15 protein-coding genes are annotated in these 21,792 nt (G+C 45.8%); 2 read left to right on the plus strand and 13 right to left on the minus strand.

Annotation, left to right across the window (positions count from 1 at the left end; genetic code table 11):
- Positions 1-176 precede the first annotated feature (176 nt).
- The 9 genes from E7588_05570 to E7588_05610 form a co-directional block, all read right to left on the minus strand.
- Positions 177-8,078 carry a hypothetical protein gene (locus tag E7588_05570; GenBank protein MBE6688728.1) on the minus strand — a complete coding sequence of 2,634 codons (7,902 nt, stop codon included), beginning with the start codon at positions 8,076-8,078 and terminating at the stop codon, positions 177-179.
- A gap of 193 nt (positions 8,079-8,271) precedes the next feature.
- The gene (locus tag E7588_05575; GenBank protein ID MBE6688729.1) at positions 8,272-9,039 is read right to left on the minus strand and encodes a SpoIIIAH-like family protein; all 768 of its coding nucleotides are present in this window, start codon (positions 9,037-9,039) and stop codon (positions 8,272-8,274) included.
- A 15-nt stretch (positions 9,040-9,054) separates the two neighbouring features.
- Positions 9,055-9,540 (minus strand): hypothetical protein, encoded by a 486-nt coding sequence (locus E7588_05580; protein ID MBE6688730.1) that lies wholly within the window; start codon positions 9,538-9,540, stop codon positions 9,055-9,057.
- On the minus strand, positions 9,533-10,024 hold the full coding sequence (locus E7588_05585; GenBank protein ID MBE6688731.1) for a hypothetical protein: 492 nt from the start codon (positions 10,022-10,024) through the stop codon (positions 9,533-9,535). Before E7588_05585 ends, E7588_05580 begins: the two co-directional genes overlap by 8 nt.
- Positions 10,021-11,040 carry a hypothetical protein gene (locus tag E7588_05590; GenBank protein ID MBE6688732.1) on the minus strand — a complete coding sequence of 340 codons (1,020 nt, stop codon included), beginning with the start codon at positions 11,038-11,040 and terminating at the stop codon, positions 10,021-10,023. The genes E7588_05585 and E7588_05590 overlap by 4 nt, the downstream gene beginning before the upstream one ends.
- Before the next feature lie 38 nt (positions 11,041-11,078).
- A complete protein-coding gene (locus tag E7588_05595) occupies positions 11,079-11,465 on the minus strand; it encodes a hypothetical protein (protein MBE6688733.1) in 387 nt (128 codons plus the stop codon).
- The gene (gene spoIIIAC / locus E7588_05600; protein ID MBE6688734.1) at positions 11,462-11,656 is read right to left on the minus strand and encodes a stage III sporulation protein AC; all 195 of its coding nucleotides are present in this window, start codon (positions 11,654-11,656) and stop codon (positions 11,462-11,464) included. The genes E7588_05595 and spoIIIAC overlap by 4 nt, the downstream gene beginning before the upstream one ends.
- Positions 11,657-11,682: 26 nt before the next feature.
- Positions 11,683-12,189 (minus strand): hypothetical protein, encoded by a 507-nt coding sequence (locus E7588_05605; GenBank protein ID MBE6688735.1) that lies wholly within the window; start codon positions 12,187-12,189, stop codon positions 11,683-11,685.
- Position 12,190: 1 nt separating this feature from the next.
- The gene (locus tag E7588_05610; protein MBE6688736.1) at positions 12,191-13,084 is read right to left on the minus strand and encodes a hypothetical protein; all 894 of its coding nucleotides are present in this window, start codon (positions 13,082-13,084) and stop codon (positions 12,191-12,193) included.
- Positions 13,085-13,218: 134 nt separating this feature from the next.
- Here E7588_05610 and E7588_05615 point away from each other — a divergent pair, with 134 nt between their 5' ends.
- Positions 13,219-15,417 carry a hypothetical protein gene (locus tag E7588_05615; protein ID MBE6688737.1) on the plus strand — a complete coding sequence of 733 codons (2,199 nt, stop codon included), beginning with the start codon at positions 13,219-13,221 and terminating at the stop codon, positions 15,415-15,417.
- A 48-nt stretch (positions 15,418-15,465) separates the two neighbouring features.
- Here the strand turns inward: E7588_05615 and E7588_05620 are convergent, their stop codons facing one another.
- Positions 15,466-16,683: a DUF1887 family protein gene (locus tag E7588_05620; GenBank protein ID MBE6688738.1), complete on the minus strand. Its 1,218-nt coding sequence runs from the start codon at positions 16,681-16,683 to the stop codon at positions 15,466-15,468.
- Between the two features lie 174 nt (positions 16,684-16,857).
- Here E7588_05620 and E7588_05625 point away from each other — a divergent pair, with 174 nt between their 5' ends.
- On the plus strand, positions 16,858-17,826 hold the full coding sequence (locus tag E7588_05625) for a Gfo/Idh/MocA family oxidoreductase (GenBank protein MBE6688739.1): 969 nt from the start codon (positions 16,858-16,860) through the stop codon (positions 17,824-17,826).
- A gap of 85 nt (positions 17,827-17,911) precedes the next feature.
- On the opposite strand, the gene E7588_05630 is transcribed toward E7588_05625, so the two are convergent.
- Genes E7588_05630 through E7588_05640 form a run of 3 tightly spaced genes read right to left on the minus strand, consistent with a single transcriptional unit; the run spans position 17,912 to position 21,663 of the window.
- Positions 17,912-19,168, minus strand: coding sequence for a hypothetical protein (locus E7588_05630; GenBank protein MBE6688740.1), 1,257 nt, complete (start codon positions 19,166-19,168; stop codon positions 17,912-17,914).
- 28 nt (positions 19,169-19,196) lie between these two features.
- Positions 19,197-20,444: a hypothetical protein gene (locus E7588_05635; GenBank protein MBE6688741.1), complete on the minus strand. Its 1,248-nt coding sequence runs from the start codon at positions 20,442-20,444 to the stop codon at positions 19,197-19,199.
- Between the two features lie 13 nt (positions 20,445-20,457).
- The gene (locus E7588_05640; protein ID MBE6688742.1) at positions 20,458-21,663 is read right to left on the minus strand and encodes a hypothetical protein; all 1,206 of its coding nucleotides are present in this window, start codon (positions 21,661-21,663) and stop codon (positions 20,458-20,460) included.
- Positions 21,664-21,792: the final 129 nt, after the last annotated feature.

Genomic DNA, 21,792 nt, shown 5'->3' on the forward strand with positions numbered 1-21,792 from the left:
AAGGCAAAACCGCAGTCAAATCCTATCGGATTTGCGAGGATTTTAACGAAGAAAATGCCCTAAACAGGCTTTTTGTCGACTTCGTTTTCGTATCTTACCTCACTCTTGTTCGGCTCTTTTCGGCTATTACAAAATAAAGGAAACCGCAGTGCTAAGCACTGCGGTTGTTTTTGGTATTACGGATTTACAAGGTTGTTCATGGAGCAGGACAAGGTCTTGTAGCTGTACAGTCTCTGTACCTCGCCGCCGTTGACGGTATAGTCAACGTATGCTCTTGCCAGAATTTCTCTGGAGTATGCATAGCCCTCGTCGGTGTCGGGAGTGGGTATACCATGAATAACTACCGTGAAGTCGGTTCTGTTTTCGTCACTGTAATACATTGCATCGCTGCACTCTTCTACTGCAACCATGTTTTCAAGGTTTGTGCCTTTGAACATATCGGCAGTTACTTCGACGCCCTCTTCAACAACATCTGCGGGGACAAGCACCATGCCGTAGCCCTTGACTTCAATCTTGTTGGGCTCAGTGAAGTTCTTATAGCTCTTGGAAAGAGTCATCTTGAAGCGCATACCCATGGGAAGCTCGGTGTCGGCTTCTCTGAGCTCGGTGCCTACAACATTAAGAGCAGGCTCGGCTTTGATTGACTTAATGGTGTGTGTCTGTTCGTTTACGGTACGGAAGAATGTGTCGTACAGAGGAGAATATACGTAGGTGTGCATGGTTCTTCCGCCATCCTTAAACATCATCACGAAGATGAGACCTTCGTCTGCACCGAACTGAACCATATTGGCTCCGTCAGAGCCGAAGTCGTAGAATTTACCGTCGGAGGCCACTTGACCGGGGTAGTGAAGCGCGTATGCGGAAATGTCGGAAAGTATCTGTATAACGTCGTTTCCGAAGTCATCCGCAGTGGGAGAATCCTTGTAGTTGGAGCCACGGTTGTGGGGATGCTGCTTGGTGTCATCGCCCTGGGAGTGTCCGCAGTTAACAAGAATAAGGTTGGGGTACTTGGTGACTATCTTATCGTAAATGTCCTGACCCTCGTTACCGTCTTTAAAATTACGAGTTGAGTTTTCTGTGGTAAGAGTACCGTCCATGCTGAAGTAGCAGTGAGTGGTAAGTATTGCCTGTCTTTCGGGGTATTTGGTGAGGATTTCGCCTACCCATTCAAGAACCTCATCGCGGGGACTGTATTCGAGAGTGATAAAGAGATAGTCAACACCGCCGATGGTTACAAGGTTGTACATATTGGTAAGCTCTTTTTCGCCGCGGAAGGTGCCGCCAAAGGTATTATCTCCCTCCGGTCCGTAGGACTTGAGGTAGTCGTCGTACTTGAATACATTTCTGAAGGTGGTGGTATCACGAAGCTCGGCACCTACACCGGAAGCAATAGAAGGATAGTCGTGGTTGCCCAGAGGGATGGAGTAAGGAACCTTGCCCTCAATGTAATCGAAGGACTCACGGGCTACATCCCACTCAAAGTAGGTGTTGGTCTGGGTTACGTCGCCCAGGATCTGAACATGTCCGATATTATAAGTATCGATATTATCTCCGATCCATTCAAATATTCTGGGAAGTCTTTCGTACTTGTAGGGAGGCTTTGCAAAATAGCTCTGTGTATCACCGAACTGAACTATGGAATAATCGCCCTGCAAGCCCGCTTCCATCTTGTACCAGCCGGTACTGTTGAAGATCGCGGTGTTAGCGTATGCAGAAGAATCACGGTATTCCAACCACCAATAGCTGTCAGCGGTCAGCATCCAGTTTGCAAGAAGACCTGTGCTGTCGGTGCGAGTTGCCATATTAGCCTTGATTTCAGCTTCAGTGCGTATATCGCTCCAGAAGCGTACATCAAGCAGATGTCCAACAAATCCGTTGCCTATCACGGGAGCGGTCTTGGTAAACTCAACTGCATCACCGCTCTTGTCAAGTACACCATCAAGATAAATCTTACCGCCGGAGGTGATGGCAACATGTGTCCAGGTGTCAGCCTTGAGTGCTGTGTTGGCAATCAGTGTGCCGTTAACAGTGATTTTGCCGTCAACCAGTCTCACAGTCGCCGAGCCGTTTTCAACAATTGTCATAACCTTACCAAGCTGTGACTGAGCAACCATGATGTTAAACTCAATGGTGTTGGCAGCCGAAGCAAAGTTGTTATTGGCAGTGATGGTATCATAGCCCAGGAATTCGTGTCCCTCGCTCTTTTGGGTGGGGATTATCTCCTCGGTGAAAGGTGCCAGCGTTATGGTATAGTGGGCATCGGCATAGTAAGTAGCACTCTTATCGCCGTAAGCAAGCTTGGCGGTAACGTCAAGAGAGCCTTTTTTGGTTGCGGTAGATGCAACATAATTTGCGTACTCAAGACTTTCAAGCTTCACGCCGTTGTAATTTGCAAGCTTCTGAGGAACATATATTCTTTCAGTCATCGCCTTTGCAATTGCACGGGTCTTGCTGTAAGCGTAAATATATTCCTCGCCCTTGAATGCCGCTTTTGCATCGCTGAGTATCTGAGGGAGCTTGTCGAAGTCATAGTTTCTTGCTTCCGATTCGCTTGCGAAGAAGCCGATATTTCTTACATAAGCACCGGTGTTTTCAAATACAATCTTGATGCTGTCAACGGTTTCATCAATGCCGCTTATGTCAAGGTAAACCTTGCCGTCTGCACCGCTGTACGGGATTTCGGTTGTGCCGTTGATAATTGCTGTAAAGCCGCCCTCAAAATCCGCATCCAACTTGATGGTATTATAAATACCGCTTACTGCGTTGGGCTTATCCGCGCCTATATTGAGCACGAAAGATTTGTCCTTGAGCTTCATGCCGATGTAGTCGCATACATCGGAGGCGCCCTCAACAGTGCTTATAAACTTGGGATTGGTGAACTTATATACAATAGCGCTGTTGTCAGCATTTTTATCTATTGTAAGAGTTATTTCGCGGGTCGTGTACACCTCTTTGCCGTCCTTGGTCACCTTTGCGGTGAAGGTGTAGCTTCCGTCGGTCTGACCGAGTACGGGTGCGGTGTAGCTTACGGTGTTCACTGTGACAGTCACATCGTTTTTGTAGGAAAGCTTATCCTCAATGATGGACTTTGCCTTAGCCTCGGCTACGGTCTGAGTGTCTGCATCGTAGTAGGAAACGGTATCCGCCTCATACTTCTTCAATTCAGCCGTAGTGTCTGCAACAAGGTCTTCCCACGCCTCCAGATTTTCCATGTAGTTCTTGGCGTCATCCATGGAGGGGAAGAATGCAATAAACTCTATGTCGACATAACGTATTGCATACTGACGTGCGCCGAATTCAAAGGTAAAACTCTTGGCAAGTCCGCGGTAAGGGGGTGCAACGGGCGGGTCATAGAAAGGGCAGGAAACTATTTCCTCACGCTCGCCGCCGGAGGTAATGTTATAGTTAAAGGACCAGGGGGTTACAATATCGCGCACGGTGGGGTCGAAAATGGTGTAGTACCATGCTTTCTCGCGCTGTCCCCAGCCGACGATGGGGAGTGAAATTTTTGTTCCGTCCTGAGTTACGGCAGTAAATGCGCTGGGAGCAAGGTCGCCGGAGCGCTTATACTTCATAAACACATAGGTGTAGTCTTCAAGGTCAAAGGGCTGTGTGCCCATGTCCTCAACATTAATGGTAACAGCAAATCTGCTGGGGTCGTTAGGCTCGATATGCTTTATTTTCAAGAGGTTATCCTCTATCCAATATTCAGAGGGACTGGGAACACTCAGCTTTTTAGCAATATCTTCATCGTTAAAGCGCCAGATGATATAATCGCCGGGCTTTTTCTCGATATTGATTACAAGGTCATCCATTACAAGCTTTTGATAACCGCTTTCAAAGGTGATATCAAAGTTATAATATCCCTTTTCGGTGGGGGTGGAAGCTTTATAGTCATTTATGGTAAAGGGAGCATCCATTCCGAGGGTTTCCTTAAGCCAGGTCTTGATACCCTTGTTTGCGATTACGCCCTGGGTCTGAATGCCGTCCAGCTTAAGGCTTCCGTTGGGGTTAGTGCCTGCCAGGTCATCGGTGAGGTCGCTCTTTTCTCTGGAAACCACGCCCCACTTCATGTCGATGCCGCTTTCCAGCTTATCCTTTACACTTTGAAGTCTTTCGGCGGCAGCTGCTTCGGAATCAAAATTCTGTGCCTCCTCGAGAGTAGCAAAGAAGCCTGCATAATAGAATTCTGACTTACGGTCAAGCTGTGCCGCAGGATAACGTACGGGAGTGAAGCGTATAGAGTCATATACAGTTTTTTCTGTTCTGACAAAGCTCTTATCAGTGCCTGCCGACTCGTTTCTTCCGCTCAGTCCGCTGTGAACCGTGTATTCCGTTTCACCCTTGGTGATATTTCTGACCCATATGCCGTTGGTGGGAATATCATAGGACAAATCAAGGATAACTTCTATCACATCACCGTCCTCGAAATTTCCGCCGTAAGGAGTAAAGCCACGGTACTGAGCGAAATCACTCAGTGCGGGGTATGAGGGGTCGCTCATCCAGATGAATATCTGACCTCCAACCTCTGCGGGATTCACGGTTTTTCCGCCGACATCTTTGGTGATACCGCTCATCTTGTACTTCATCTTGAGATAAGGCAGTGTGGTAACCTTGAATTGCTCCATGGTATCGGGCATATAAACTCTGAAAGCAAAGCCGTCATCATTAGTGATGTCTCGGGTGGTCATCTTGAATACGCCGTCTTCCACCTTGATATTTGCATTGACCTCGGTTTTAAGTGAATCCAAGGTAGTCTGGCAATCGGTGTACAGAATGACAGGCTCGGGAAGCTGTGCCATGGTCATAGTCACGGTAACGGTGTACTCTTCTTTTCTTTCAGCTCCGAACCATACGTCAACCTTGTAGGAGCCGGGTGCCTTAGAGGTAGGTGCGATGAACACGGCATTTTCCTTATCAACGGTATGGTTGGTTGCGAAAATAAAGGTGTCGAGATACTTTTCAACCGCCTTTTCAGCCTGAGCTTTGGTTACAACGCCCGAGTCAGCTTCAAAGGTGTTTTTCGCGTTAAGATTATCAAAGTCATATTCTGCGTTTTCGGGGAGTCTCCGGGGGTACATTACAGCTTCATCTCTTGAAGCGAAGAATGCAATATATTCAATGTCCACGGTACGGGAGGCTTTACCGTTGCGGGTAAGACGTATTGCAATGGGAGTGACAATATTTTCGCCGTCCAAGCCCGTCCAGAGGTTCTGGTTTTTATAATACTTCAGACTGCCGTAGGTGGGAGCAGAAGCGCCCTCTTTGTAGAAAGTGATTGCAGTGTTTTCACTGTCAAGAGTGGCATCACGCATATCCACAACCATTTGTTCCCAGTAAGGATTAGCAGGGTCGGAAGCGGGGTCTATAAAGTAAGCCTGTGCATTATCCGCCGCATATACCATCATAAGCTCATCCGCCTGAACAGAGGTAGGAATATTACGTCTGTATGAAATCTTCATGTATGGATACTCGCGGAAGTTGAAGGTGCTGCCCGACTGGGTATAGAAATTCTTGTAGTTTACGTCAACATCGTTTCCGTCCTCTACCGTCTGAATACGCATGTAAGAACGGTCCTCGCCTGCGGTATTCTTTTCAACGAACGATGCAATTGTTGAACTGATACCGGAAGCGGTAACGGTCTGTGCGGAATCAAAGGTTACTACAACAGGTGCAGGCTTTTCTTCCAGTGTCATAGTTACGTTTTGGGTAACAACAGTGCGTCCGTACGCTCTGTCGCCCGCAAGAAGGCAGATGTCAAAGGTATACACACCCCTGCCGTAAGTAGAAGCTCTGTTGTAAACAGCATTTTTTATGCTGAATTCGACAGTGTCAAACTCGGCTCTCAGCTCTGCCAGCTTTTCTGCGGTAAGCGCTTCAATAGCATCGGTCGCAAAGCCTTCAACGCTTTCTTTGCTTTCCGCATCGCAGAATGCCAGAGTAAGCTCGCCATTAGCCTGCGCCGCCTTAACAGCATCCATGACATCCTGTGCCTTGGCATCGCCCGGCATTTCACCTGCGTATGCAACAGCCTTTTCCTCAGTGGGGAAGAAAGCTATATACTCAATATAGCAGGGCTTGCCGATATTACCGTTGGAAAAGTCAACTCGGAAGTTGTTTATTTTTCCGTTCCAGTGTCCCGTCTTTGTAATACCGTCGGTACCCGCCTTGGCACCCTCTGCGGAAATCACTTCACCGCGGGAATTATAGCTCTTATACTCATAGCTGTTTGCGTTGACGATGGTTTTTACAAATCCGTCATTACATGAAACCGTCATGCCGGTAAGAGCAGTGGAATAGCCCCACATTATATTTTCCGGAGCAACACCGTCGGTAGCAAGGTAAAGGTCAATAGCATTGTCGGTATAATCGGGGTAGCTTGCACTGAATACAACGTAAGGGTAATCCTTAACATCAAAGTCAAAACAGCCTGCCGAGGTTTCAATTACGGTTTTTCCGTCAGCCCCGTTGGCAATATACTTAACAGCGTCCTTGCCGTCAACAGTTACAAGCTCCTTTTCACCGTTTACAGTGAAGGTTGCAAGGTCTTTTTCGTTGTTGAATCTGATAATAACCGGATCGACATACTTTACAACGGTAAGCGTTGCAACGTTACTGCTCATGGTATCGTTTATTTTAACCATGTAATAGTAGGTGCCTGCATTGCCGAGAATACCCGTATTGTATACAGCATCTGTCGCGCCTGCAATAGCTTTGGGATTTGTGCCGTTTATATCGTCGCAGGTATACCACTGATAAGAGTCGGCATTAACGTCGGACAGTACAACCTTCAGCTGTGCCGTCTCACCTACCTCGCCATCGACATCCGGTACATATATATCCGGTATATCTATACCCTTGATATCAACAGTAATTGTCTCTTTGATAAGAGAACGGCGGAAAACCTTATCACCTGTAAGTATATTCAGTGTAAAGGTATACGCACCGTCTTCCCAAATGTTTTCGGCGGGAGCGTAAACAGCATCGGATATAGTAACATCAACAGTATTGATGCCCTGTATTTTGAGTGCGGAAACAGCATTTGCAGTGAGGGCATCTATCTTGCTCTTTACGAAAGCGGCATAGGTGTCCTTGGTTGCGTCCTCGTCGTAATCAACAACAAATTCACCGTTCTGTACCGCCTGCTTAACAGGGGCAAGAACACTTTTTGCCTGCGTATCATAAGGCATTGCGCCCGCATAATCAATCGCCATTTGCTCGGTTGGGAAGAATCCTACGTACTCAATGTAAGCTTTCTTTCCGATATTTGCTTCGCCATTGGTGAAGTCAACTCGGAGCAGGGTCATTTTTCCCTGCCACTGACCGTCATTCTTGCCCAGTGTGGAAGTACCGCTTCCGACAAGAGCACCGTCGAAATAGCTTTTATATGTACCGTCGTCGGTGTTGATTATCAATTTACCGAAGCCGTCATCGCAAGCGGCAGACGCACCGATGAAACGCTTGGTAAAACCATAGCTGTCGGCAGTAAAGCGGTCGGTACCCAGATATATGTCCACCACATTGGCATCGGTTTCGGGGTAGCTTGCGCTTATAACAACATAGGGATAGCCCTGAAGATAAAAATCATTATAAATGCTTGCGTTGGTAATCTTGACAAGTCCGTCAGAGTATCCCGGCACAAACATATAAGCGTTTTTGCCGTAAATATTCACCAACTGCTGACCTACATTACTCCAGTTTACAAGGTCTGCGGCATTATTGAACATCAATACAACCGGCTCGGTGGGCATGGTCGCACTAACCGTCGCAACGGCCGACTCGGTACCGTTTACCACTACCTTATAATATGTATTGCCCGCTTTGTCGAGATAAGGGGTGGTATAGGTCGCATTTGTTGCGCCTGTAATGGATTGAGAATTTGTTCCGTTTGCGTCATCGCAGGTGTACCACTGATAAGAGGTTGCCTGAGTGCCGGTAACGTCCGCAGTCAGCTTTACCTGAGGTCCGACAACCGATGTGACGTTCTCCACACTTACAGCCGCCATACACACGGTCGCAAGACAAAGCACCAACAATGAAGCAATCAGAAAAATGCGCAATGTTTTGACTTTTTTCATGTTTTTTTCCTTTCTTTTTAACTACTGCAATGCTTACTTAAAAAAGCAGTTTTTTTTACTCTATAATTTTACAACAAATCCACCAAAAAAGTCAAGCGGATGAATATTCCAAAAGTATTGATAACAGTGCAATTTTTCCAAAAAAAGAGTGTCTGCACAAGAAGCTCGTGCAGACACTTTTTTATAAGATATTCTACTGTTTTTCAATTATTTTTATATTCTCTATTGCAGTTCCCGACTGGGTGTAAACAATCTCCTGTATCTGAGCTATATGCTCGGGAAGAAGCCCGTCACTTTTAACGATAATATTTGCGGTATTTCCGCTGATTACGGCAACACATTCCTCAAAGCCCTTGGCGGTGACAAGGTTTTCAATATTTATTTCGCTGTTGGTCTCACCCGCCATACGTGTCATTTCATTAAAAGCATTTTCGCGTATTGCAGAATTGGTTTCTACGTTATCCACCACCTCACGAAGCATATCAATAGCTTCGTCACGTACACGCTGACGGTTGATTACCGCTACCGAGAAATAGTCCTCCGTCACATCGCCTTCGCTTCCCACAAAGGCAGACTCACCGAGAATCTTCCCCTGTGCCTCAACATCCTCTCCGTGCCCGTCAACAAGCTGTCCCGCCGGGGTCTCGGCGAAGGTGAAATTCAGCCATACAGCCGCCGCAATAAGAAGCACACAACATGCCACAAGTGTGTTTTTACGCAAAGCTCCCGGGGTCATTTTATGTTTTTTTGCGGGATTTATTCCAAGGTTTTTCACCTTGAATATCGGCTTTTTCATTTTAAAGGTGAATTTTTTCTTTTTGACGGAGTTTTGCTCGTCGGGTTCCTGCTGTACGGTTTCTTCAGGCTTATTTACGGATTCCGCGGGGCTGTTCTGAAGTCCGTCGTAAAGTCGGGATGCCATTACATCGTCGGTCAGTGTTATTTTGGCTAAATTGTTCATAGTATATCTCCTTTTTTAATATGTTACATATATTCTGTTGCTGGGCACATTAAGTGCACAAGCTACAAGATTGATTATCTTTTGGGTCACCGAGCTGCTCCGTGCGCCATCACACACCACGGCGATTCCCTTTATTTCGGGAAATATTTCCTTTACAAGAATCGGGTCATCCTTCTCCAGCACTATGGCTTCCTCCGCCTCATAAGAAACAGCATCACCGTTTTTACTGCTGCGGCTTTTGGTGTTGCGGTGGTAATACTGCTCGGTGGAGCTTTCCAGTGTCACCATCACGCTGACACTGCCCGCACCGCTGACACGTGAAATCATTTCGCTCAGCTTTTCTTCGGTATGTGAAATATACTGCGCGCAGTCAAAGCTGTCGGCGGATGTGTTTTCGTCCTCACCGGGTGAAATAAAAACTATCATAAACCCCAATAAAAACACCGCCGCAATAATTCCGACACCCTTTGTCGTGCGTATTTTGTTTATAAATTCATTCATTGCTTTTTACTCGTACCTCTACACCCAGATAGTCCCGCAAAAAATCCGCTATCTCGGTTTTAATTCCGTACGTTATGCCGTCGCATGAGATTATCACTGCTTTTATTTCTATACCGGAATCGGATATATCGGTATCAAATTCCGTTTTGATCCCGACACCGTATTTTTGCCTTACCAACTTCACTATTCCCTTTTCGAGTTCCGTCAGCGTTTCGGAGAGTATCCATTTCGAGGTAGGTGGCTCCTCTGTAATATATATATTTTGCTCATGGCGGATTATTCCCGAATTATCAAAAAAATCATTTATTTCGGATAAAAATGAAAACAATGGGGTTATAAATATGAGAAGCACAACCGCCCCGCTGACGAATTTTACATACCTTTCAAGTCCGTTTTTCATTGTGGGGGTAACCAGTTGTATAACAGTTGCCCCAAGTGCCGCCGCCGAAGCGGCGGCAAGCCATTCACCCAGTGCCCGTATCATACTGCCACCGCCGTTTTTACAAAGATTGTCACCGCGAGTATAAAAAATACACCCACCGACAGCACCAGAGCAAGAAGTATGCTCATAACTGCGTTAATATCCTCAATAAGCTCCGCCTCGGCCACAGCACCCATTATCCGACCCGCGACAGCACACATACTGAGAATTGTTTTCTTTATGATGAGTGCCGCGGCAGGTATCAGCGAGGTATACAGAACTGCCACCGCCGCAAAAGCGCCTGCCGAGGTCTTTATAACTCCTATGCTTGCCGCCACGGTACGTGTCGCCTCTCCCACAAGCGCACCGATAATGGGCACGAGAGACACTGCGTATTTTGCACCGCGCATTGCAAGTGTATCTGCAGCACCGGAAAGAGTGCTCTGAAAAAACAGCACCGATATAAACAGTGTCATAACGGTGATACAGGTGCGTATTATGAAATTTTTTATAAATTTTACCACTCCCGACAGATCCACACTGCTTATACGGCACATTATGCTCAGCCCAAACAAAAAACCGAAAAGCGGCGTAAGAAATGCGGCGTTTATTTTTTCAAAAAGCGTCAGTGCCGTATAAATACCTGCGCTTTGGCTTAACGCCGAGGCGGCATTTCCGCTGACGGTGTAAAGAGTGGTCATTACGGGAAGCATGGCGCTCATAAATGTGTCCATCTCATGTACGGCGCGGGTAACATAATTAAGTGTGTCCGCCACAAAAACATACAGATACCCCGAAATACAAAGTATACACACATAGTCCGTAACAGTCGTGCTTTGCGTAAAAAAACGTCCGTTCAACCTTAAAAAAGCACACAAAACAATAAAAGCACACAGCGATGCGAAGCCTTTAAGCTCTTTTTTTATACCGCTTATGAAAAATGAGGCTATGTTTTCAAATATATTCTGTTCTCCCAAATTGTTGGGGGAAACGCCCTCAAATCCCTGCTCCGTAACGCTTTCGGGCACCAGTTTTTCAAGCTCCGAGGCTCCGGAGAACTCCATTATTTCACGGGTCATATCTGCACGGCAGGGGAAAATAAAAACCAGTGCAAGTATTACAGCAAAAATGAATTTATGTATGAAAAAATTTCCTTTAAAACAGGTATCGAGCACAGAAGTATCGCCGCCTTTCCGCAAAGCTCCGCTTTTGCCGCCGCAGAGCTTTCGCCGAGATCACGGCAGGTCTCACAGGTTATATTGGTAACCGTGGCTATTCCCAATGCCTTAAGTGCACAGGAAAGGTAAGTGTTGTACTCCGAGCCGCCGAAAAGCTCCCGAACATAAATTATTACGGGATACATCAGCCCCACAGCGCGGCGCAGCAAAAATATTCCCAGAAAAACGCTGACCAGTGCCGCCCAGTCGGGTGCAAGTCTTTTGAGAACGATATTTACAACCGCTACACATACCGTACCGCCGCATACCGCCATTATTTCGTTCATACGCCGAATATACTTCGCACCGAAGAAAACAAACGTTCTATTTCATTTACCATGAGAAGCAGTACCATAACCACCCCTGCAAGTGACAGAAGAATTGCCTGCTCATCACGACCCATGCGCTGAAGCATCTGATAGGCTATTGCCACCGTCAGTCCCACACCCGCTATTTTCAGTATAAAAGCAATATCCACTTCATTTTCCTTTCCACACCACAACATTACAGCAAAAGCAGCACCGCAAAAGCTCCTGCAAGAGTTCCCATGCTTCGGTAAAGCTTTGCCTCGACAGCTGTTTTTTCCCGTTTTCTTTCATACATCTCACTCAGCCTTTTATACACACCGTCGCACTTTTGAGCCTGAACAGACTTGGGGAGCTTTCCGAGACTTTCGGCAAAGTCGCGCACTATTCTTTCACATTCGTCAAAAGACAAAAAAAGCTTGCCGTAGCTTTCCAATGCCGATGTGAGAACAGATTTGTTGCCCTCCACCCTGCTGCTTCTGAGTACGGATATAAATCCGCATTTTGAAAGAGCGGGATGCTCAAAACGGGAAAATGCCTCCTGCTGGGTACTCATGCGCTCGCATATTTCGTATTTTATAAAGCTGATAAGCTCAATTATGCCCTCAAGACGTCTAACCTCCTCATTTACGCTAAGCGACATCAGCCAGCCTGCAGCGGCGGGACACAGGGCAATAAGTATATATCCGAGTATTCTGAATTCCATATCAGTCTTTTTCGATAAATATTTCCATACCGTCCTTACCCCTTTCAAGCCGTACAAAACGTGAAAAAACTCCGCATTCGCACAATCTTTTTATGTTTGGCTTTGAAAAAAGCGATTCTCTTGTCCCGCAGTGGACGGTGGCTATAAGCGGCACACCGCTGTTCTGTACGGAAAGTATGGCAGATATATCATCCGCCATGCCGATCTCATCACATATAATTACCTGCGGCGACATCATGCGTACTGCCAGCTCCATACCCTCCGGCTTGGAATATCCTGTGAGGATATCGCACATTCCGCAATCTCCCGCAAAACACGCCGGAAGTATTTCCCCCTTTTCGTCCACTACCGCCACACCGTATTTACGGGAAAGCTGTATTGCCATTTCGCGGATAAGTGTGGTTTTACCCACACCGGGAGATGAAAAAATCAGCATTGAATTAAGTCCTTCAAGAGCTATATTCCTCATTACAGGTGCGGCGCAACCCTCAATCCGCCGAGGAATGCGAATATTTATGCCGGTATAGTTATCCACAACACTGAGGACTCCGTTTTCGTAAAGTGCGTGACCGCATATTCCGGCGCGTATGCCGTCGGGAGTAACGATATATCCTTTTTTCAGTGTGTCGCCGTATCTGTAAACCGAGCCGGAGCACAGGCAATTTACAGTGTAGATTATATCGCGCGGAGCTGTGATGATGGCATTTTCCATTTTACAGGTTTCCATATTTTCGTTTACAAAAACACAACCGTTATAGGTGGAAAATGCCAGCGGCATATTCTCTCTCAGGCGTATTTCGCACACATTGCGCCCCATTCCTCGCTTTGCAAGGGCATATACCGCCTGCGATAAACGGGAAGGCAAGTACACCGCCGCTTTTATAAACCGCTCCATATATGCTCCTTTTTAAGTTCTTACTGCATTATATTTCCGATGTGTGCAATATATGAAAGAATTTGTGAAAAATAATTGACTTTACAGGTAAAATATGCTACAATCTATTATAATTAAAACATGGAGGTTTTGATATGAACACTGCTCTTTCGTCAGCAAAATGGATTTGGCATAATGATTACCACACCGAAAACACATATCTTGATTTTTACGACAAGCTTCGTGCAGAAAAAGGCAAAAAATACACCTTGTACATCAGTGTAGACTCCAACTATACGCTGTACATCAATCAAAAATTTGTTGAAAGCGGTCAGTTTGCCGATTACCTCAATTACAAGGTGTATGATACACTGGATATTACGGATTTTCTCAATGAGGGAGAAAATGAAATTCGCATTGTGGGCTACTGGCAGGGCAGAAACTGTTCCACCTATCGCAAGGAGCCCGCAGGTCTTCTGTATGCCGTTGAGTGTGACGGTAAAACCATAACTTCAAGCGGTGAAAATACACAGGTATGCCTCAATTCCTGCTTCAAATCCGAGGGAGTTCAGATGGTCAGCAACCAGCTTGGCTTCGGTTTTGAATATGATTGCACAAAGGAGGGCGAAAAAATCGCTCTTAAAAATGCCGATATTCAGGAAAAAGAGGTCATTCTCAATGCACGCCCCATCAAAAAGCTTGAAATCGGCGAACAGAAGCCCGCTAATATCATTGCCTGGGGCGAAATAAAGGACAGCGGAGAATACGGAACCATCGGCGAAAAAATGCAGAATGCTTACATGGCTTTCCGCTACAACGGTGCACCCAAGCCCATTCCCTGTGCGGACGGTATCAAGTTGGATGCAACCATTTCCGACAGCCTCGGTATTTACGTAATTGTGGACCTGGGAAGCGAATGTGTAGGCTATACAGACATTGAAATTGATGTGCCCGAGGAATGTGACATTCTCATCGGTCACGGTGAGCACCTTGAAGACCTTCGTGTAAGAGCATATGTGGGTGCACGTGTATTCACCAACCGCTACCACGCAAAAGCCGGTCTCAACAAGTTCTTCAATCCCATGCGCCGTATGGGTCTGAGATACCTCCAGCTCAACATTTACGCAAGAAGTGCCAAAATTCACTATGCAGGCATACGCCCCACGGTTTATCCCGTTAGCGACAAGCCATACTTCAAGTGCTCAGACCACTTGCACAACAAAATATATGAGGTATGTATAAACACCCTCAAGCACTGCATGCATGATCACTACGAGGACTGCCCCTGGAGAGAACAGGCTCTTTATGCCATGGATTCCAGAAACCAGATGCTGTGCGGATATTACTGCTTTGGCGAATATGATTTTGCAAAGGCTTCACTCAGACTTATTGCAAAATCAATCCGCGAGGACAATCTCACCGAGCTTTGCTCCCCTGCGCGTGTATCCATCACAATACCCTGCTTCTGCGCAATATTTGTAACACAGGTTTACGAATATGTGCTCCATTCGGGCAATACCGAATTTGCCTTTGAAATGCTGGATACCGTAAAACGCATTACCGATGAGTTTGTTTCCAGAATGGGTGACAAGGGTCTTATCAAGATACTGCATGAGCCTCAGTACTGGAACTTCTATGAATGGCAGACCGGCATGAACAGAGGTCACGGTGTAAAGAACCCTGATGACATGACCTACGATGCACCTCTCAATGCTTTTGTATCCATGGCGCTCAGCTCCCTTTCAAAAATAATGCTCATTGCGGATGACAAGCAAAGCTCCGAAAAGTACGCAAAGCTTCACAACGACCTTAATGCCGCCATGGACCGCGAGTTCTGGGATGATAAAATCAAGGCGTACAATACCTATCTTAACGTAAAAAGCGGTGAAAAATCTCACCTCAGCCAGCTTACCCAGGCACTTATTGTCTACTGCGGAGCCTGCCCCGAGGAAAAGCTGGATGACGTTCTTGAAAACATTGCACATGGAAACGGTTATGAGGCAACTCTCAGCCATAAGATATTCGTTTACGATGCACTCATGAAGCGCCCCGAAAAGTATGCAAGATTTGTACTGAACGAAATTGCCTCTCTTTGGGGACACATGCTTTATAACAACGCCACCACCTTCTGGGAAACCATCGACGGCGCCCAGGCATTCGCCAACGCGGGAAGCCTTTGCCACGGCTGGTCGGCTATCCCCGCTTACATCTACTACCGTTATGCGGCAGGTCTTAAAGCGGTGTTCGGCGGAAGTGTACGCTACTCGGTAGAGCCTGTTGATTGCGGACTTTACGAATGCGAAGCACTCATTACAACTCCCAACGGCGAAATCAAAACCAAATCCGCGAAATAATCACATTATAAAAACAAGACCACCGTTTGAACGCGGTGGTCTTGGCTTTTATTTCACTCTCGTTATAAGCTTTTGCTTGAATTCCTCGCGGGTCATGGTTTCAATGCCGTCGATAATGTCGATATTCATATCGTCCGCACGGCGTTTTATGTACTTTTTGCTTTGCTCATTGCCCGACATATATGTAGCAAGCATTATCTTTTTGGCATATTTTCCGCCGAAATGCTGTGCCATGGTATTAAGCTCGTAAAGGGCTTCTTTTTTTACCTCGCCGTTTTTACATGAAATGAATACAGGCACTATATCACGCATAAGCATTATATCTATCTCATTACGGGTGTCTCTTTCGCGGGTCATGGTTGTATCCTGAATAACTCCGTCCCAGTCAACGTAAATGCCGATATCCACATCGTCATAGTAGCCCGGTTGTTGTGCGGATATTTCATTTAACAGCACATATGCATACAATTCAAGAATATTTCCCGCCTTGGTAAGGCACTGATAAACCTGTTCATTTTTATAGCGGAAGGAAAGCACATTATCCTCACGGTACATATAATCATATATCAGCCCTGCATTTATAAGTGCATCCATAATACGCGGGTTGAGTGTTATATTCAAGCCTTTTTTCTCTGCAAATTCAAGGTCGATATATACAAACATCACATCGTCCGGCTTTGTAAACTGCTCAATATCGTAAAAAGAAGTACACTGGCGGTTCCAGTATCCGCAGCCCGACTTGCAGATATTCCACATAGTCTCTATATCCGCCTTGAAATCCTCGGTAAGATTCCACTCAAAATCGTTTTCGTCATTTACGATAAGTCCGCCGTTGAGTACGATGCTTTCCTCAATGGTCATCTGACTTTTTTCGGTCTGCGGTATGCTTTCGGCAAAAGCGATGGGTATCATTCTGCCGCTTCGCACATCCATCTGTACCATGGGTATATTATTCTGAGCTGAAACAGCACCCATAGCCGCAAGCAAAATTTCCTCACCGCCGGTAATATCAAGACAGCATTCGGGATTTTTCGACACTATATCCTGCAGAATACTAAAGGTATAGCCGTAATCACTTGCGCTGACAGGCTGATACTCAAGCTGTATGTCAAGTCCTTTGAGTTTTATGAAGTTTTCCAGTGAATTCCTGCGCTTTTCGCTCATAACCTTTTTAAAGCCCAGAAAAATTATTTTATCCGCACCCAGTCTCAGACCTGTTGCAATGTTATCAAGTTGACAGGTTTCGAAAATTTCAATTAATGTCATTACCTCACTCCTTAAAAACACTTTACAATATTTTACACCATATTTATATCCTTTTTGTTAACACCGTTAGACATTGCAACTTCTCATGAAAACATTGCAAAAACTAGTGTAAATATTGACATATTTTACGTTTGCTTTTATAATTTAGTCAAATATATTTTCAAGGAGATTTTTATGAATATAGCATTTGCCGGATTTCGCCACGGACACATTCTGGGGCTTTACAAAACCGCATCCGAGCATCCCGAGGTCACTATCAAGGGCTGTTTTGAGGATAACACACCCGCAAGAGAAGCGACGATTAAAAATATCGGGGCAGAGTTCTGCTACAACACCTACGAACAGCTGCTGGGTGACCCTCAGGTAGACGCCGTTGCTATCGGTGACTATTTTTCAAGACGCGGAAGTATGGTTATAAAGGCGCTGGAAAGCGGTAAGCATGTTATATGCGATAAGCCCGTATGCACCGACCTCAAGGAGCTTGACAGAATAGAAGAGCTGGTTAACAAAACAGGGCTTCAGGTATGCTGTATGCTGGATTTGCGTTACTGCACTCCCGCCATGGAAGTAAAGGCAATGATAGAGGATGGCGTTATAGGTGATGTGAAAACCGTAAACTTCACCGGGCAGCACTGTCTCGACTACGGTAACCGTCCCGCATGGTACTTTGAAGAAGGAAAGCAAGGCGGAACAATAAACGATATTGCCATTCACGGCATTGACCTTATCCGCTTTATGACCGGCAAAAATCTTACAAAGGTGAATTTTGCAAAATGCTGGAATGCTTTTGCAACACAAGAGCCGGATTTCAAGGACGGCGGACAATTTATTATCGAAATGGACGGAATCAGTGTAACCTCAGATGTTACCTATTCAGCACCTAAATTCAGCGGCACTCTCCCCACCTACTGGGAATTCTGCATATGGGGCACAGAGGGCATGATAAGCTTCAACCTTGCCGAAGAGTGCATAAAGCTTTACAAGGGCGAAAAAACGGTTATCCCCTGTCCCGCAAAGCCTATGGACTACCTCAACGCATTCATGAAAGAAATAAAGGGCGAAAAGACCATTATGGACACCAAGGGTGTGCTGGATTCCCAGCGTCAGACGCTTCTTATTCAACAATTTGCGGATAAACAGTAAGTAAAAACAAGAGCGCCTGCGGCAATGCCGCAGGCGCTCTTGCTATGAAAAAACTCTTTACAGTGAATAAGGAGAAAAACGTAAGTTAGTCTATGGTTACAAATACACCCTCGCCGCATTCCAGTCTGATGGTGTATTCGCCGTTTTCGTCGGGAGTAAGTACAGTAGGCTCGCCCTTGATGTAAGCAGTGACCTTGGTGTACTGCTCATCAAGAGTAAATCTTGCTTTTGCCTGATAGTGAGTAAGAAGCTCGCGCATATTTACAATGGTAAATGCCTTGCCCTTGCCATCTTTCTTTTCAAAACAGCCCACAAGCAGAGGAGACGGTTCGTCCCAGGGAGTATAACCCTTGATTTCCTTGATTGCAGGGAACTCAACGGGATTGGTCATTCTCAGATATGCGCAGGTTTCTTCGTTGTAGTTAACGTTGAATGCACCGATATTCTTGTATGCACAGTAAACATCGCTGAGCTTTCTGATTTCCTTTATAGTGTACTGAGTTGCATAGTAAAGAGGTGTGGGATTGCCGTTAAGGTCAACAATTGCCTCGGGGGTGAAGTTAGCCTCGGAGCCGTATGCCCAGTATACTATACCCTTACAGCCGAAGGACAGCATGGAATATATCTGCCAACGGTAAGAATCAACGTCTGCATGGCGCATGCTTGGGTTCCAGCCGTATGCCTGGATGTAAGCATAGAATTCCTTGTTGTTCTCACGTGCAGCACGTGCGAAATAGTTGATATTTTCAATGTAGTTTGCGTAGGTAGCCCTTTGGGTTTGATTCTCAAGCATACAACGCAAGGGATAAATATCCACACACATGGCGTCTGCAGGAGTAAGCTGAGCCCACTTTGTGCAATACTTATAGTAAAGCTCGGGGTCCGGATCGTAGTATTCGATTTTAGCAACGCCTGCACCGTATTTCAGCTGAGCCGCATTTGCGTACATGGGAAGCAGGTTGATGTGAGGATAACGGCCGGTTTCCTCAAGATACTTCTTTGCTCTTTCGGCAAGCTCGTCCATTTCGTCGGTACCGGGCTCGTCATTCAGGTAAGAACCTGTGTAGCAAACGTGATTTTCATATTCCTTGTACAATTCTTTGTCATAGCAGGTTTTTCTGTCGTCAAGGTATACTTCAATTCCCTCTTTGTCGCAGAAATCAAGAATCTTATCGCGTACTTCGCCATATGCGTTTTTGGGGTTTACAACAACCCAGTCAAAACCACAGTCGGCAAAAACCTTGAGATATTCCTCGTTTACCTGATCCGGCTGAAAGCTTCCTTTTGTACCCAGCTTAATGCGGTCGCGGGTAAAATAATCTTTGTCAAATTTCTTTTCCATGTCAATACTCCTTATATATTATTCAGCATTATTCGATGGTTACAAATGCGCCCTCACCGCACTCCAACGGGATCATGTATTCGCCGTTTTCATCGGGGGTAAGTACAGTAGGCTCACCCTTGATGTAAGCGGTAACCTTGGTGTACTGTTCATCAACGGTAAACTTGACCTTTGCTCTGAGATGAGTAATAAGCTCACGCATATTTACAACGGTAAATGCCTTACCTTTGCCTTCTTTAGCCTCAAAGCAGCCTACAAGCAGCGGCGAAGGCTTGTCAAAGTAGTCAATGGCATCTATCTTGATATCGGGGAATTCAACAGGATTGGTCATTCTCAGATATGCACAGGTTTCGGGATCGTAGTTGACATTGAATGCGCCGATATTCTTATATGTGCAGTAAACATCGCTTATTTTTCTGATTTCACCGATGACCTGCTTGGTATCACGGTAAACAGGTCTGGGATTGCCCTCGTGGTCAACCAGCGCCCATTGGGTATAGCTGGATTCAGCTCCGTAGGACCAGAAAACAATACCCTTACAGCCAAATGACAGCATGGAATATACCTGGAAACGCAGAGAGTCAACATCCGCATCGCGCTTTGTTCTGCACCAGCCGTAGCACTGAATGTAAGCAACAAATTCCTTGTTGTACTCACGTGCAACGCGTCCGAAGATATTGATATTCTCAATGTAGTTTCCGTAGGTAGCGTACTTCATATCAGGGTTGCAGTTAAGAGGATAAATGTCAACGGACATATATTTAGCCTTGGAAAGACCCGCCCATGTAGAAACGTGCTTATAGTACAAATCAGGGTCCGGATCGTAGTATTCGATAGCCGCAACATCTGCACCGTATTTGAGCTGAGCCGCATTTGCATACATGGGAAGCAGGTTAACGTGAGGATGACGTCCTGTTTCCTCGAGATATGCATTGGTCTTTTTGGAAAGCTCAGGCATATAGTCCGAGCCCGGCTCGTCGCTCAGATAAGAGCCTGTATAACATTCATGGTACTCATATTCCTTGAGTGCTTCCTTGTCGTTGTAGGTTTTTCTGTCGTCAAGGTACACCTCAATGCCGTTTTTGTCACAGAAATCCATTATTCTGTCACGTACATCACCGTATGCATTGCTGGGATTTACAACTACCCAGTCAAATCCGCATTCCCCAAAGGTCTTGAGATAATTGTCGTCCACATACTTGGGGTCAAAGCTTCCTTTTGTACCGAGCTTTATGCGGTCACGGGTAAAATATGCCTTGTCGAATTTCTTTTCCATGATAGTTCTCCTTTTAATCAATCGTTACAAGCACACCGTCACCGTATCCGAGTTTTATGGTGTACATGCCGTCTTCCGGTGTAAGAACAATGGGTTCACCTTTAATATAAGCTGTAAGCTTAGTACAGTTATTAACGGAAAATTTTACCGTTATCTTTCTTCTCTTTATAAGCTCGTTCATATTGACTATTGTCAGCGCCCTGCCATTGCCGTCACGCTTTTCAAAGCAACCGACCAAAAGCGGCTCTTCGGTATCAAAGCCGACCCAGTCGCACTTATAGGGATCAGACATATCGAGGTAGGGAGTTTCCTCGGTGCAGTTTACGTTGAATGCACCCAGGTTCTTGTACTGCATATAAACATCACCGATTTTCTTGACCTGGGCGTTTGCGTATTTTGCCGCGTAGTAAAGATCGGTAAGTGTTCCGTCCGGGTATATAAGGTCGTGTTCCTGTATAGAGCCCTTTCCGCCATAGCGCCACATAAAGAATCCCACACAGCCGAAGGTCATCATGCAGTACATCTGCCATATCATTTCCTCGGCGGTGGCATTACGCACACCTCTGTCCCAGGTGAACACCTGAATATATGCGTAAAATTCCTTGTTGTATTTACGGCATACGCTTGCAAAAACATTAAGGTTTTCAATATATTTATCATATGTAGCCTTTAACGGATTGGAGCGCAGGGGGTATACATCCACGCACATATGGTCTACGGGGGTAAGCTTTGCCCAGGTTTCGCAATACTTGCGGTAAATATCAGGGTCCTGGTCATAGTGCTCTATTTTTGCAACGCCCGCGCCGTATTTAAGCTGAGCCGCGTTTGCGTACATGGGCAAAAGGTTTACGTGTGGGTAATTTCCGTTTACCTCAAGGTACTTCTTGCATCTTTCGGCAACCTCGGGCATTTCGTCGGTGCCGGGCTCGTCCTTGATATAGGTTCCGCAATAGCTGGGGTGATGTATATATTCCTTGATTACCTCGGGGTCAAGACATACGTCTCTTTCGTCCATGTATGCCTCAATACCATTTTCGTCAAAAAAGTCCAATACCATTTCTCTTTCCTTGCCGTATGAGCAAGAGGGAACCACCTGAACAAGGTCAAATCCACAGTCGCGAAAGTCTTCAAGGTACTTTTTTGTGAGAAAAGCAGGGTTGAAACTTCCTTTTGCACCGAATTTCAGCCTTCTGCGCGTAATGTACTCTTTAGTATACATTTCTATATCCCTTCTTTAATCCCGACAGTATCACGTCAGGTTATTTTCAAACAGTTGTCCGATATAGCTTATTATGCCTTTTTATTCTCCACAATTTGACACAACAGAATAAAATATAAACATCCACTT

This window comes from Oscillospiraceae bacterium (assembly GCA_015065085.1).
Classification (GTDB): Bacteria; Bacillota; Clostridia; order Oscillospirales; family SIG627; genus SIG627.